General features: G+C 73.5%; 12 protein-coding genes and 1 pseudogene. 4 read left to right on the forward strand and 9 right to left on the reverse strand.

The genetic code is table 11. The annotated features are described in order from the left end of the window. Window positions 1–25: 25 nt before the first annotated feature. Window positions 26–1,570: an amidase family protein gene (locus tag ACZ4QV_RS20650; protein ID WP_467763214.1), complete on the reverse strand. Its 1,545-nt coding sequence runs from the start codon at window positions 1,568–1,570 to the stop codon at window positions 26–28. Between the two features lie 109 nt (window positions 1,571–1,679). Next, window positions 1,680–2,903 carry a TerD family protein gene (locus ACZ4QV_RS20655; protein WP_467763215.1) on the reverse strand — a complete coding sequence of 408 codons (1,224 nt, stop codon included), beginning with the start codon at window positions 2,901–2,903 and terminating at the stop codon, window positions 1,680–1,682. A gap of 331 nt (window positions 2,904–3,234) precedes the next feature. On the opposite strand from ACZ4QV_RS20655, the gene ACZ4QV_RS20660 reads away from it, so the two are divergent. Together ACZ4QV_RS20660 and ACZ4QV_RS20665 are read left to right on the forward strand one after the other, a co-directional pair. Then, entirely contained in the window at window positions 3,235–3,816 is a 582-nt protein-coding gene (locus tag ACZ4QV_RS20660; protein ID WP_467763216.1) for a TetR/AcrR family transcriptional regulator, read from the forward strand. 92 nt (window positions 3,817–3,908) lie between these two features. Continuing rightward, window positions 3,909–5,096, forward strand: coding sequence for a GDSL-type esterase/lipase family protein (locus tag ACZ4QV_RS20665; protein WP_361637745.1), 1,188 nt, complete (start codon window positions 3,909–3,911; stop codon window positions 5,094–5,096). A 9-nt stretch (window positions 5,097–5,105) separates the two neighbouring features. On the opposite strand, the gene ACZ4QV_RS20670 is transcribed toward ACZ4QV_RS20665, so the two are convergent. The 4 genes from ACZ4QV_RS20670 to ACZ4QV_RS20685 all read right to left on the reverse strand — a co-directional run bounded on the left by ACZ4QV_RS20670 (window position 5,106) and on the right by ACZ4QV_RS20685 (window position 8,522). After that, the gene (locus ACZ4QV_RS20670) at window positions 5,106–6,251 is read right to left on the reverse strand and encodes an FAD-dependent oxidoreductase (protein WP_467763217.1); all 1,146 of its coding nucleotides are present in this window, start codon (window positions 6,249–6,251) and stop codon (window positions 5,106–5,108) included. Window positions 6,252–6,356: 105 nt separating this feature from the next. Then, window positions 6,357–7,070 carry a TetR/AcrR family transcriptional regulator gene (locus tag ACZ4QV_RS20675; protein WP_361588722.1) on the reverse strand — a complete coding sequence of 238 codons (714 nt, stop codon included), beginning with the start codon at window positions 7,068–7,070 and terminating at the stop codon, window positions 6,357–6,359. A gap of 112 nt (window positions 7,071–7,182) precedes the next feature. After that, window positions 7,183–7,959 (reverse strand): alpha/beta fold hydrolase, encoded by a 777-nt coding sequence (locus tag ACZ4QV_RS20680; protein ID WP_361616523.1) that lies wholly within the window; start codon window positions 7,957–7,959, stop codon window positions 7,183–7,185. Between the two features lie 89 nt (window positions 7,960–8,048). Further along, window positions 8,049–8,522, reverse strand: coding sequence for a MarR family winged helix-turn-helix transcriptional regulator (locus tag ACZ4QV_RS20685; protein WP_361150613.1), 474 nt, complete (start codon window positions 8,520–8,522; stop codon window positions 8,049–8,051). 78 nt (window positions 8,523–8,600) lie between these two features. On the opposite strand from ACZ4QV_RS20685, the pseudogene ACZ4QV_RS20690 reads away from it, so the two are divergent. Continuing rightward, a pseudogene (locus tag ACZ4QV_RS20690) lies at window positions 8,601–9,285 on the forward strand (phosphotransferase); the annotation flags it as partial. A gap of 188 nt (window positions 9,286–9,473) precedes the next feature. On the opposite strand, the gene ACZ4QV_RS20695 reads toward ACZ4QV_RS20690, so the two are convergent. The 3 genes from ACZ4QV_RS20695 to ACZ4QV_RS20705 all read right to left on the reverse strand — a co-directional run bounded on the left by ACZ4QV_RS20695 (window position 9,474) and on the right by ACZ4QV_RS20705 (window position 12,371). After that, the gene (locus ACZ4QV_RS20695) at window positions 9,474–10,277 is read right to left on the reverse strand and encodes an ATP-grasp domain-containing protein (RefSeq protein ID WP_467763218.1); all 804 of its coding nucleotides are present in this window, start codon (window positions 10,275–10,277) and stop codon (window positions 9,474–9,476) included. Then, window positions 10,274–11,182, reverse strand: a complete 909-nt coding sequence (locus ACZ4QV_RS20700; RefSeq protein ID WP_361150608.1) for an ATP-grasp domain-containing protein — start codon at window positions 11,180–11,182, stop codon at window positions 10,274–10,276. Before ACZ4QV_RS20700 ends, ACZ4QV_RS20695 begins: the two co-directional genes overlap by 4 nt. 235 nt (window positions 11,183–11,417) lie before the next feature. After that, complete coding sequence (locus ACZ4QV_RS20705) at window positions 11,418–12,371, reverse strand: MBL fold metallo-hydrolase (protein ID WP_361150605.1); 954 nt, start codon at window positions 12,369–12,371, stop codon at window positions 11,418–11,420. Between the two features lie 178 nt (window positions 12,372–12,549). Here ACZ4QV_RS20705 and ACZ4QV_RS20710 point away from each other — a divergent pair, with 178 nt between their 5' ends. After that, entirely contained in the window at window positions 12,550–13,428 is an 879-nt protein-coding gene (locus ACZ4QV_RS20710; protein ID WP_361150603.1) for a LysR family transcriptional regulator, read from the forward strand. Window positions 13,429–13,506 lie beyond the last annotated feature (78 nt).

The raw sequence follows: 13,506 nt of genomic DNA on the forward strand, positions 1-13,506 counted from the left end.
CGGTGAGCGGGGAGGGCGAGGGGACTTATCCGTCGTACCGGAGGGGTGCCACCCTGCCGCGATGTGGCAGGCCCCACAGCGCCGCGCAGGCGCGCGCGATCTCCAGAAGTGCCAAGTCCCGGTTCGCAGGGGCCTGGAGGTCGATGCCGAAGGGGAGCCCGTGGGCGTCGCGCACGGCGGGCAGGGTGATGGCGGGCCAGCCGACGATGCTCGACGGGTCGGTGTTGCGCAGGAGGGCGGGGAACGCCGGTACCGGGCGGCCTGCGAGCAGGATGTGTTCGCCGGGGAGCAGGCGTGGCGCGGTCACGGGGGCGGTGGGCAGCAGGAGTGCGTCGAGCCGGCGGTCCGCGAGGTGGGTGTGCAACAGGGCGTTCAGCGCGGGCCGGTGGACCGTCAGTGCCTGCTCGTACGCGTCTCCGGTCGGTCCGTGACCGGGCAGCGGGCGCAGGAGCCGGGCGACGTCCGGGCTCGCGATCAGGGCCGCGACATCGGGGAAGCACAGGGGCAGCCCGTGCTCGCGGAGATACCCGTCGAGGGCGCGGGACACCTCGTACAAGGCGATGGGCAGCCCGGCGGCCGCCACGTGGGTCGGTGTCCCGGCGGGCAGATCGTCCTCGACGATGGTGGCTCCGGCGGCGGCGAGTTGGGCGAGCCGGGCGTCCAGTGCCGCGAGCAGCGGCGGGGCGATGCCGTCCCGGAAGGGGTGCCGTGGAGCGCCGAACCGCAGGCCGCGCAGCACGGTACGGGGATCGGGCGGCGCCGCCGAGCGCGCGGGGCGGGCGGGGCGCGTGCCGGTGATGACGGCGTCCAGGAGGCAGACGTCCTCGACGGTGTGCGCCAGGACGCCGATGGTGTCCCGGGTCCACGACAGGGGCAGCACGCCCCGCGCGGGATAACGGCCGGTCGTCGGACGGAAACCCACCACCCCGCACAGGGCGGCCGGGAGGCGTACGGAACACCCGGTCTCGGTGCCGAGCCCGGCCGTGACCAGACCGGCCGCCACGGCTGCGGCGGTACCGCCGCTGCTGCCGCCCGCCAGACCGTCGGGCCGCCAGGGGTTGCGCACCCGGCCGTACGCGTGATTGTCGCTGGTCGCGCCGAAGGCGAGTTCGTGCATATTGGCTTTGCCCAGGACGATCGCTCCCGCGTCGCGCAGTGCCCGCACCGCGGCGGCGTCGTGCGCCGGGCGGTGCTGACGCAGCGCCGGTGTCCCGCCGGTGGTGGGCAGCCCCGCCACGTCGATGTTGTCCTTGACCGCCAGGAGCACGCCCTGCAAAGGGAGTTGAGTGTCGGTACGGGTGCGGCCGGAGGTGCCGTGCCGGGCTTGCGGGGCATTCGGGGCTTGCGGAGTTTCGTCCGTCCTGGCCGCCCGGTCGGCGCGCTCGGCATCGGCGAGGACGGTCGCCGGCTCCACGCTGATGAAGGCGCGCAGGTCACGGGCGTGGGACAGGCGACGGGGCTGGAGCGCCCTGGCCGCGTGTCCGCGCGCCGTCAGCCGTCCCGCCGCCACCTCGGCGGCCACCTCGTACACCGTCCGCGGGGCGGGGCCATCGTCGGCGGTAGCGATCATCGTCCCGTCCCCTTCCGAGGTGTGCCGGCCAGTATGACAGCGCGGAGGGGCCCGATTCGGGTGCGACTCCCCTGGGCCGGCCGGCACGGAGGTCAGGCCGTCCGACGGCTCACCCGCTCGCCGGGGCCAGCGACGTGACGAGGTCGGAGGCGGCCGGCAGCACGGCCGTACCGGCCTCCAGGCCCGCCGGGTGCAGCGCGTACACCTCTGCCTGCGCGGCCAGTGGAACGTCCCCGCGCAGCAGGTACGCCAGCCGCGCCCGGCCGAGGTCCGGGGCCGGGCCGGAACCGTCGTCGGTCGCCGGGGTGCCGATCCGGCCGGCGAACGCCTCGGTGTCCTCGCCGTCGCGGCGCCGGTAGGTGCTCCGCGAACCGTCGTGGTGGCGTACGACCACGGTGCTCGCGCGGGCGGCGGCCTGCCAGGTGGCCAGCTCGCCCAGGCCGACCCGCGCCCCGGAGGTGAACAGGCCGGTCGGGCCCCGGCCGAGGGTGGCCAGGGCGTCCACGTGGCGGTGTACGGCGTGGTGGGTCCCGGTGACGCCCTGGGCGACGTCGAGCCAGCGCATCGTACGGCCCGTCACGTCGATCACCACCGGGACCGCGACGCGGGCGCCGCCCGTGAGGTCGAAGCGCTGCTCGACCTGACGCGGGTCGAACACCGGGCCCGCCGTGCCGGGTCGGTCACGGACCATCAGCCCGGCGAACGCCTCGGCGAGGTCCTCGAAGGGCACGTCGCTGAAGGCGAAGACCACGGCCACGATGTAGCGGACACCCGCCGCGCCCAGTTGCTCCAGGTCGAGGTCGACGAACTCGGCCGCGCCGCGGGGCGCCGGGGCGCTGGTCAGGTCGCCGGAGTGCACGGCGGCGGTTTCGGCGTAGCGCAGGCTGGTGTAGTCGCAGGTGCCGGCGTGCTGCCAGTCCGCGGTGTACATCGCGGCGGACAGGTCCAGGTCGGTACGGCCGGAGGCGGCGCTCTCCATCCAGTGCAGGAACAGGCGGAGCGTACGGCCCTCGGGCAGGGGCAGTTCACTGCCGCGCGGCAGGGTCACGAGGGCGCGGGAAGCAGTCCGTTCCGCGAACGGCGCCATGACACCGTTCAGGTCGGCGTCGACCACGGCCAGCTCGACCGCCGGCCGGGCGGCCGCGCGGCGCAGCACCTCTCCGGTCAGGACGGACACCGTACGGTCGACGGCGTCCGCCGGCAGCGGGGCGCGCTCGTCCTGGACGATGTGCGCCTTGGCGTTGCCGCCCTTGGGGAAGAACACCCGGTCGTGCCCCGGCGTCGCCCGGGTCCGGGCCTCAGCGAGGGCCGAGAGCAGTACGGCCGGGGACACCCGCCGTACGGCCTTCTCCAGCGCGGCGAGGACGGCGCCGGTGCCGTTGTCCGGCAGGGCGTCGGCGGACGGAGTGTCGGCGGTCAGGCCGAGGTCCTATCGGTTTTCCGGGGGGGCCGAGGAGCGGGGAGGGACGGTGAACCGGTGCGGACGGTGACCGGATCGGAAGCGGCCGGATCGGGCCGTGGCCGGATCGGGTGGTGCCTTCGACACCCGCGTCCCCTTCCAGGCCCGCTACCTATCCCACATGACCACTTGCCTAAAGCATTTAGGTAAGTGCATACTCGGTTAGGAAGAATCTCATCCGCATTAGCTGTACGGAAGGAAGACCATGACGCCGCGCGTAGGGCTCACCCCGGACCGGCTGACCCGGGCGGGTGCGGAGCTGGCCGACGAGGCCGGGTTCGAGGAGGTGACCGTCTCGGCGCTCGCCCGGCGTTTCGGTGTCAAGGTCGCGAGCCTGTACTCGCACGTGAAGAACTCGCACGACCTCAAGACCCGGATCGCCCTGCTCGCCCTGGAAGAACTCGCCGACCGGGGCGCCGCCGCACTGGCCGGGCGGGCGGGCAAGGACGCCCTGGCCGCGCTGGCCAACGTCTACCGCGACTACGCACGGGAGCACCCCGGCCGGTATGCCGCGGCGCAGTTGAGACTCGACCCGGCGACGGCCGCCGCCAGCGCCGGTGTCCGGCACGCCCGGATGACCCGGGCGATCCTGCGCGGATACGACCTGACGGAGCCGGACCAGACGCACGCCGTCCGGCTGCTGGGCAGCGTCTTCCACGGCTACGTCAGCCTGGAGCTGGGCGGCGGGTTCAGCCACAGCGCCCCCGACTCCGACGAGACCTGGTCCCGGGTCCTGGACGCCCTCGACGCCCTGCTGCGGAACTGGCCGGCGCCACAGCGGCCCTGACGGAACCCGGCGAAACCCCCGGGCCGTACGGGCCGCCCGGAACACCCGCGACGCTCGCGGTACCCGAACACTTCGATCAACAGGTTGAGACCATGCGCACCGACAGCAACTGGACCCTTACCCCCGTCACCGCGGGCCTCCTCCGCGGCGCCCTGGACGTGGAGCGCACCGAGCAGGGTGTGCTGCCGCACCGGCTGCCCGCCTGGGCCCGCGCCCAGAACACCGACGGGCAACTGGCCATGGCCGAGTCCCAGACCTCCGGCGTGCGGCTGGCCTTCCGCACTCGGGCGACCGTCCTCGAACTGGACACCCGGCCCACCAAGCGGGTCTACACGGGCGCCCCGCCCCGTCCGGACGGCGTGTACGAGCTGGTCGTCGACGGCCGTCCGGCCGGGCGGGCGAGCGTCACGGGCGGCAACACGCTGACCATCGACATGGCCGCCGGAACCGCCGAACACCGGCCCGGCCCGGCCGGCACCCTGCGCTTCGACGGCCTGTCCGGCGAGTTCAAGGACATCGAGATCTGGCTGCCGCACAACGAGACGACCGAACTCCTCGTCCTGCGCACCGACGCCCCCGTCGAGCCCGCGCCGGACCGGGGCCGCAAGGTGTGGCTGCACCACGGCAGTTCGATCAGCCACGGTTCCGACGCCGCCGGCCCGACCACGACCTGGCCCGCGCTGGCCGCCTCCCTGGGCGGCGTGGAACTCGTCAACCTGGGGCTGGCCGGCGCCGCGCTGCTCGACCCGTTCACCGCCCGTACGCTGCGGGACGCCCCCGCCGACCTGATCAGCGTCAAGATCGGCATCAACGTGGTCAACGCCGACCTGATGCGGCTGCGTGCCTTCGGGCCCGCCGTCCACGGATTCCTCGACACCATCCGCGAGGGCCACCCGACCACACCACTGCTGGTCGTCTCCCCCATCCTGTGCCCGATCCACGAGGACACCCCGGGGCCCAGCGCCCCGGACTTCTCCACGGCGAGCACCGGGCAACTGCGCTTCCGGGCCATGGGCGACCCGGCGGAACGCGCGGCCGGAAAGCTGACCTTGAACGTCATCCGGGCGGAACTGGCACGGATCGTGGCGCAGCGGGCGGCCCAGGATCCGCATCTGCACCACCTCGACGGCCGCGAGCTGTACGGCGAGGCGGACTTCGCCGAGCTGCCGCTGCCCGACGCCCTGCACCCGGACGCCGCCACCCACCGCCGGATCGGCGAACGCTTCGCCAAGCTGGTCTTCAGCGGCAACGGCGCCTTCGCGGGCCGGAACGGCGCCTGACGCCCGGACCTACTGCCCGTGGGCGGCGAACAGGTCGAGCAGGCGCTCCAGGCCCCGGTCGCCGAACATCAGGTCCAGGCTGCCTGCGGATTCCACGGCCGACGCCTCGCTGCGGGGGAACAGGGCCGCCTCGTACGCGGCGAGAGCGGCCTCGGTGTCACCGGGGTGCGCGGCGATCGCCCGGCCGAGTTCGGCACCGTCGAGCATGGCCAGGTTGGCGCCCTCACCGGCGAACGGTGACATGAGGTGGGCGGCGTCGCCGAGCAGGGTGACGCCGGGGACGCGGTCCCAGCGGTGGCCGACGGGCAGGGCGTGGATGTGCCGCGGGACCAGCGGACCGTCGGCGTCGGCCAGCAGCGCCCGCAGGCTGTCGGCCCAGCCGTCGAAGTGGGCGAGGACGGCCTTCTTGGCGGCGTCGGTGTCGGTGAAGTCGATGGTGGCGAGCCAGTCCGGGCCGATCTTGAGTGCCGTGTACAGGTGCAGGCTGCCGTCGGGTTCGCGGTGGGCGAGGATGCCGTTGCCGTCCCCGAGGCAGAAGAAGGAGCCGCCGCCGATGAGCGCGGCGCTGTCCGGGTGGCGGGTGTCGGCGTCCAGCAGGTCGGATTCGACGAAGGAGATGCCGGTGTAGGCGGGGGTGGCCGGCGAGACCAGCGGCCGGATCCGCGACCAGGCACCGTCGCCGCCGACGAGCAGGCCGGTGGTGACGGTGCTGCCGTCGGCGAAGGTCACCTCGTGGCGTCCGCCGCCCAGCGGCCGGGCGCCGGTGACCTTGCTCCCCCAGCGGACGGTGCCTTCGGGAAGCGAGTCCAGCAGCAGGTCGCGCAGGCGCCCGCGGTCCACCTCGGGGCGGGTGCCGTCGCCCTCGTCCGCTTCCCGCAGTCGCACGGTGCCCTGGGGGTCGACGACGCGCGTGGCCTCGCCGCCCGGGTGAACGAGGGTACGGAAACGATCGTGCAGGCCCGCGGCGCGCAGGGCCTCCTGGCCACTGTCCTCGTGGATGTCCAGCATGCCGCCCTGGGTTCGGGCGTCCCGGCCGGCTTCGAGCTCGTAGATCACCGCCTCGATGCCGTGCACGTGCAGGACGCGGGCGAGCGTCAGGCCGCCGAGGCCCGCTCCGACGATCACGACGGGGTGGTGGATGGCGGTGCTGGTCATGGTGGTCTCTCCGTTCCATGGCGGAGCCGCCGGTACGGCGGCGTACGCGAGGCGGCTCAGGGCCGAACGCGGGGCGGTTCGGTCTCCGTGCTCGGGCAGGGCGGCTCAGTGCTTGCGGGGAGTGCTCTCCGTACCGTTGATGACGGCGCGGAAGATCCAGGCCAGCCGCTGTTCGGGGCTGCCGGAGAACAGGTCGTCGCCGAGGGCGGCGATCCGCGGGTGGGTGGCGGAGGTGGCCTGCCGCAGTGCTCGCACGAGCGCCTCGTGCTCCTCGTCGGCGGCGGCGTCGCGGTCGCGGGTGGACTGTTCGGCCGCGGTGGCCGTCGCCACCTGGAGCAGGACGTCCACGCCCCAGGCGGCCTGCGCGTCGGGGACCCCGCCCTCGTGCAGCAGGGCGAGGACCGACTCGACCAGGGCCAGGTAGTTCGGCCCGGAAGGGCGGGTCACCAGCGCGGAGTGCGCCAGGCCGGGGTACTGGAAGAGGGTGCGCGTGCAGGAGCCGAGGAGGGTCACCAGCCGTTCCCGCCAGTCGCCGGACGTACGGACCGGCGAGAGGTCGACCTCGCCGAGGAGATCGTCCAGGATCGCGGCGTGCAGCTCGGCCGTGTCGGCCACGTACACGTACAGCGAGGCGGGGCCGGTGTCGAGCTCCTGGGCCAGGCGGCGCATCGTCACCCGCCGCAGCCCTTCGGACCGCATCAGGGCGACGGCGGTCCCGACGATGCCCTCGTAGGTGAGGGCAGGTTTCGCGGGGCGCTCCCGGCGGCTGCGGGAGGCAGGGGCGGAGGCCGGGGGCCGAGCAGGGCGTCGCGTAGTCACCCCGCCACCGTAACGAACATGTTCGTTACGAACAAGTTCGTCACGGGGGCCGCGTGTCACGGTGAGGTCGTGCGTCACGGTGCGACCGGCGCGCTCCGGCCGGACCGAACGGTCAGAGAGTCTCCAAAAAGCTGCCGACGATCTCGTTGAACTCGTCCGGCCGCTCCATGTTGGGGTAGTGGGCCGTCCCTTCGACGGAGACCGCGCGGCCGTTCTTGACGGTAGCGACGAGGCGCTCGGCCATGCCGATGTTGTCGGGTGAGTCGATGCCGCCGTTGACGGCGAGCACGGGGACCTCGATACCGGCGGCCCGTTCCCACGTGGCGTGGACCGGAAGAATCTGACTGGACTCGCCACTGCTGTGCTTGGCGAGGGTGCCCCTGTTCATGCCGCGGAGCTCGTCCGCGACCTTGGGGTCGACATCATCGAGACCGCGGTGCGGGCCCGCGGCGAGGAGCATGAACGCTTCCACGGACGCGTCCAGGTCACCCGACGCCATCGCCGCGTGCCAGGCACCCATGGTCCGCACGGTCCAGGGGTCGGAGTAGTACGGCTCGCTGGTGCCCGCGCCGCTGACGACCAGGCCGCTCACCAGTTCCGGGTACTCCAGCGCGGTGTCGACGGCGGTGGCCGCCCCCATGGAGAGACCCACCAGGACCACAGGGCCGGTGCCCAGCCGGCGCAGCAGTCCGGCGACGTCGTCGGCGGGCCGGAACGGCCCGGTCGCGTTGGCGGAGCGGCCGTGGCCGCGGGCGTCCGGGGCGATGACGCGGTACCGCGAGGCGAGGGCGGGGACCTGACGGTCCCACATGCGGTGATCGAGGAAGCCTCCGTGGAGGAGGACGAGCGGGCGGCCACTGCCGGTGTCGAGCCAGAACAGGTCATCCATGACAACCAAGGTGTCACAGCCCGGGCCTCATGACAACCAGGTTGTCACATCTCTGTGCGGTTGAGCGGAGGGACAGTCGGGCGGCCCTCTCAGTTCACCTCCACGTCGTCCAGGGAGTGCAGAAGGCGGGAGAGGACCCGGATGCAGGCGGTGATCTCGTCATCCGTGAGGTCGGCGCCGGCCTGGCGCAGCGCCGCCCGTTCCCGGTCGATCACGGCGGTGATGGCGGCCCGCCCCTTCGCGGTGAGGGCGATGAGCGAAGACTTCTTGTGCGCCGGGTTGGGGCGGAACCCGACCAGTCCGAGTCCCGCGGCGTCATTGGTCATCCGCTGCACGAACTGCCGGCTGAGCGCCTGGGCCCGGCCCATCTGCGGCACGGTCATCGGCCCGTGCTCGCGGAGCATGTTGAGGACCGCCCGCACCCCCACCGACAGCCCTTCGAGGGGCGCGTCCTGCTCCACCTTGCGCTGAGCACGCCGGTACAGCGGCCCCACCAGGTTGAAGATCTCCACGAACCGGTCGCCCGGATCCTCGGACGTCTGGGTGCCGTTCTCCTCGCTCACTCCCCCATCATGACACCGTGGTTGCCATGCCCCGAAGCGCGGTGCGGCTGATCGGCTCCACCGGACAGGTTGACGGGTGTGAGCGACGCGCCGCCCGGCTTCCGTACGCTGCTGCCCGCCGACGCCGGCGGGTGGGAACCCGTCACGGACGGGGAGTCCGCGGCCTCCCTCTTCCGTTCCGCCGACGGGCAGCGGTACGCCGAGTGCGTCCCCGCCGGTCACATGGCCTCGTTGGAGGCGGAGCGGGACCGCGCCGACCGGCTCGGCACACAGGACGTGCCCGGCCCGAGCGTCCTCGGCTGGCGCGTGAACGCCGAAGGCGCCGCCCTGGTGACCAGCGCCGTCGCGTGATCTCACCCTGATGTTCGCGACGGCCCGCGATGTCGTGGCCCGGGGAGCGGTCAACCCGGAGTTCCTCCCCGTCGAACAGCAGCGGACGGCTCCCGTCGAGCTGCTCACGCATCTGACTCCGCAGCTCGCGCAGCGCCTGGCGCAGGAGGCCGCGGAGACCGTCGTCTGCCACGGGACCTGTGTCTGCCTGACATCGTGCTCGATCCGGACACCCTGAGGTGTCGGGCTTCATCGACCTCGGCCGTCTCGGCCGGGCCGATCCGTACGCCGATCTCGCGCTCCTCTTCGCCACCGCCCGGGAGACGTGGGACGACGACGCGCAGGCGGCCGTGGCGGAGGAGGCGTTCGCCGTGCGGTACGCGACCGCGCCGGGGAGCGCTTCTACCTGCGTCTCGACCCCCTCACCTGGGGTGAGGGGCGCCCCACCCTGGCGCACACGACGATCGCCCTGGTGGGCGGCGTGGTCAGGGCCGCGGGAGCGGCGCAGCCGGCGCCGTACGCCGTCGCAAGGCCGGTGTCGGCTCCGGCGGTGGGCGGTGGGCGATGTGCGCCGTCGGGCGGCCCGGCACCGTGCCCCGCACCGTCAAGTGCCCCGCACCGTCAGGCAACCGGTGACTTGGCGGCCCGGCGCAGCGCCAGCGCTGCCAGGGCCTCCGGGGCACCGGCCTGGCCCCGGATGCCGGGAAAGGCGTTGATGTCCACGATGAGTGGTGCGCCGTCGCCCGCGTCGATGACGTCCACGCCGTAGACGTCCAGCGCGAAGACCGCACCGACCCGGCGCACCAGGTCCGGCCAGCCGGCCGGCAGGGCGTCGAGGGCGAGCGGCCGGTCGGGGCCCCGGCCTTCGGGCGAGAGTTCGGAGCGGCGCAGGGCGGCGAAGAGCCGGCCGTCGACCGCCCAGAGTTTGTGGTCCCATCCGCTGTTCGGCACGAACTTCTGGACCACGACCGGCTCCTGCGGCCGGGTCGCGGCGAGTTGGCGCAGTTGCGTGGCGTCGTCCAGGCGGGCCACCAGGTCCTGCTTACGGCTGTGTCGGCTCTTGACCACGACCGGGCCGGGCAGGCCCGGCCCGTCGGTCAGCTCCGCGAGGGTGGCGAAGGTACGGGTGGGTACGAACGGGAGACCGGCTCGCCGGGCGCGTTCCGCCATCGCCGTACGGTCCTGGCACAGCGTGGTCGCCGCGGCCGGGTTCACCACGGGGACGCCGCGTCCCTCCAGAGCGCGGGCGAGGGCGAGCGCCCGTGGCGTACGGGACTTCAGCAGGTAGATGTCCGCGGGCCGCTCGGGAGCCCTCTCCACCGCGTCCGGGTCCAGCGTCTCCACCCGGTGCCCGGGGGCGAGCAGGGCGGTGGTGGCGGCCAGGAGAGGATGGCCTGGATCGCCTGTGACAAGGCCGATTCTCATGCGCTCTCCCCCGCCGCCGCGGGCACGTGCAACGGGACCGGGGCCGAAGACGGGGCCGGCACCGGAGCTGACGCAGGGGCCGGGACCGGCCCTCGGCCCGCACCGGCCAGCCCGAGTACGGCGCGCGCCACCCGCGCCACCGCGTCCGGGACCTGCCGGAAGCTGGGGAAGTCGTTCACGTCGACCACCACCGGGCCGTCGGGGCCCAGCAGGACGTCCACGCCGTACAGGTCGAGGCCGTAGACCGCGCCGACCTGCCCGGCGATCGCGGCCACCCCCGCGGGCAGCGGTACGCGGCGTTCGCGTACGCCGAGTTCCGGGTGCAGCGGAGAGCAGCGCTCGGTGGCGTAGAGCTCGCCGCCGACGCAGTACACCTTCAGGTCGATGCCGGAGTTGGCCACGTACGGCTGGGCGATGAGCAGCCCCTCCCGCGCCAGTTCGGGGGCCATGGCGGCCAGTCGGTCCGGTGACGCCACCAGGTGCACGGCCCGCCCCGAACTGCCGTCGGCGGGCTTGACCACCAGCGGGTACTCCGACGCCGGCAGCTCCGCCAGCAGTTCGGGGCGGGCCGCGGCGTAGGTCGGCGGTATGGGGAGCCCACGGCTGCGGCCGATCGCCGCGGCCAGCGCCTTGTCCCGTACGCGCCGTATCGACCGGGCGTCGTTGACCGTCGTCAGCCCGGCCGAGGCCGCCGCTTCGAGCAGGGTGAGCCCCGGGCCGCCGGAGACCGTCTTGAGCACCCAGGCGTCGTGCGAGCCCGCCCGTACCGCCTCGGTCATGCGCAGCAAGGAGCCGCCGGGCCGCAGTACGTCCACCTGGTGCCCCCAGGATTGCAGCTGACGGATCACCTCGTTCGGCATGCCGTCGTGCCGGTAGTGTTCCTCCACCAGGAAGCAGAGCCTCATCGATCTTCCTTGTAATCCGCCGAGCCGGCCCGGCGCGCGTAGCGAGATCACAGGATGTCATGGCCGATCGGCGGCGCCGTCCCCGGCGCCGGACCGGCCCGCCGCGCGGACTTCGCGACGGTGGGCGGCCGTAGGGGCCGCGTCACGGGAAGAGACGGCTCCTGCCGCCGACCCTGGCAAGTCGGCGACTGCGTGGACCACAGGGAGGAAGCCGGGGCGACGAGAGCAGCCGGGGTCAGTGCCCGGCGTCGGTGCCTCGCTCGCGCTCACCGGCGGCGTACTCGGAGCACAGGCAGCCCACCCCCTTCCCGATCCACTCCCGCCCGGCCCACCGCGGGTACTGCCGGACCATCAGCTCCGTCACCTCGTCGGTGATCGTCTGCTCGTCGGCCGCCGCGTCGCGGCGTGTCCACGTCTCGCGCTGGAGCAGTTCGAGGTAGTCACGCACGTCGGTGAGCAACTGCGGGCCGCCGACCGCGCCGTGGCCGGGCACCACGATCCGCGGCGCGCGGGCCGCCAGCCGCCGCACGACCGCGAGCCAACGGGTACCCGAGACGTCGGTGTCGTGCGGCGGAAACCACGGGAAGATGGCGAACTGTCCCGCTTCCACCAGGTCTCCGGTGAACAGCACCCCCGCATCGGGCACGTCGATCACCTGGTCACCCCGGCTGTGGGCCCGGCCGGTGGCCCGAAGGCGCACCACCCGGCCGCCCAGGTCGAGGTCGTGGGTGCGGTCGTAGACGTGGTCGGGCCGCGCCGGGACCACGCCTGCGAGCCTGTGCGCGACCGGCTCGCCCAGTTGCCGGAACATCTCCAGATAGCCGGGGCCCCGCTCCCGCAGATCCTCGGCCTGGTCCCGGTTGACCAGGTAGGTCGCCGCGTCGGCGAAGGCCTGCGCCCCGAAGGCGTGCTCAGGATGGAAGTGTGTCGTCGTCAGGTACAGCCTGCGTCCCTGTGCGTAGTCGGTCGCGAACTCCCGTACCGCTTCGGCGTTCCGCAGCCCCATCCCGGTGTCGACGACCAGGACCGCGTCCCGGCCGCCGATGATGCCGATGTTCGGTACGAGCGGCACTCCTTGGTCGGGGACGACCACCACGTCCCGGGCGATCTCCTCGGCTGCCGTGACGCGTACGGCGGGGTCCGGGAGCGCCTGCTCGACCATGTCGGCCACCTCGGTCATCTCGGTCATGTCAACTCCTCGACAAGTACGGCATATGGGCAAAAAGGGCCTGCGTGGGTGTGCGGCATGTCCGTACGTACGGATGTACGCCGCATGGATCCGGTACGCCGTCGAGTCCACCGCCCGGCGCCCCGCGGCGTCCAACACCGATCGCGTCTGCCCGATACCGCGCGGGTATCGTTGCCGGATGGAGCTACGCGTGCTGCGCTACTTCGTCGCCGTCGCCGAGGAACTCCACTTCGGCAGGGCCGCGGTACGGCTGCGGATGACCCAGCCGCCGCTGAGCCGGGCGATCCGGCAGTTGGAGGCCGATCTGGGCTGTGTCCTGCTGGAGCGCTCCCCCGCCGGGGCCGCCCTGACGCCCGCCGGAGCCGTGCTCCTCGACGAGGCCCGTACGCTGCTGGCGCGGGCCGACCAGGCACGCGTCAGAGTGGCCGCCGCCGCGGGCACGGCCACCCTGACCGTCGGCACCCTGGCGGACAGCGCCGGGCAGGCCGGGACCCGGCTCGCCGCCGCCTACCGGGCCCGGCACCCCCACGTGGAGGTCCGCATCCGTGAGGCCGATCTGACCGATCCGGCCACCGGGCTGCGTGCCGGCCTGGTCGATGTGGCCCTGACCCGCACGCCGTTCGACACCACCGGTCTCACCACCCATGTACTGCGTTCGGACGCGGTCGGCGCGGTCCTGCGCGCCGACGACCCGTTCGCCGGACGCGGCAGCCTGCGGCTCGACGACCTCGCCGACCGTCCGTGGTTCCGCTTCCCGGACGGCACCGATCCCGTGTGGGCCGCGTTCTGGGGCGGCGGCCGGCACACCGCCCGCCGGAGCGGGCCCGTCGTACGGACCGCCCAGGAATGCCTCCAGTCCGTCCTGTGGAGCGGGACCGTGGGACTGATACCGCTGGGCCACCCCCTTCCCGAAGGGCTCACCGCCGTTCCGCTGGCCGACATGCCGCCCAGCCGCCTGGTCATCGCCTGGAACGGCGCCGACCCCGGACCGCTCGTCCGCTCCTTCGTGCGCATCGCGACGGCGGCGTGGAGCCGCGGCGGTGCCGCCGCGGCCTGACGGCCGGGTCCGCCGCCCCAGGGTCCATTTCCGGCCCCGGTGCCCCTTCTGGTGCGCCCTCGCCTCGTTGACCTCGTA

The sequence above is a fragment of the Streptomyces sp. NPDC026394 genome (assembly GCF_055567735.1).

What these genes read in the sequence shown, in the direction of transcription:
- ACZ4QV_RS20650 (WP_467763214.1), bottom strand. Translation starts at nt 1,570, where the DNA reads ATGATCGCTACCGCCGACGATGGCCCCGCCCCGCGGACGGTGTACGAG.
- ACZ4QV_RS20660 (WP_467763216.1), top strand. Translation starts at nt 3,235, where the DNA reads ATGACGCCGCGCGTAGGGCTCACCCCGGACCGGCTGACCCGGGCGGGT.
- ACZ4QV_RS20700 (WP_361150608.1), bottom strand. Translation starts at nt 11,182, where the DNA reads ATGAGGCTCTGCTTCCTGGTGGAGGAACACTACCGGCACGACGGCATG.
- ACZ4QV_RS20670 (WP_467763217.1), bottom strand. Translation starts at nt 6,251, where the DNA reads ATGACCAGCACCGCCATCCACCACCCCGTCGTGATCGTCGGAGCGGGC.
- ACZ4QV_RS20705 (WP_361150605.1), bottom strand. Translation starts at nt 12,371, where the DNA reads ATGACCGAGATGACCGAGGTGGCCGACATGGTCGAGCAGGCGCTCCCG.
- ACZ4QV_RS20680 (WP_361616523.1), bottom strand. Translation starts at nt 7,959, where the DNA reads ATGGATGACCTGTTCTGGCTCGACACCGGCAGTGGCCGCCCGCTCGTC.
- ACZ4QV_RS20710 (WP_361150603.1), top strand. Translation starts at nt 12,550, where the DNA reads ATGGAGCTACGCGTGCTGCGCTACTTCGTCGCCGTCGCCGAGGAACTC.
- ACZ4QV_RS20665 (WP_361637745.1), top strand. Translation starts at nt 3,909, where the DNA reads ATGCGCACCGACAGCAACTGGACCCTTACCCCCGTCACCGCGGGCCTC.
- ACZ4QV_RS20695 (WP_467763218.1), bottom strand. Translation starts at nt 10,277, where the DNA reads ATGAGAATCGGCCTTGTCACAGGCGATCCAGGCCATCCTCTCCTGGCC.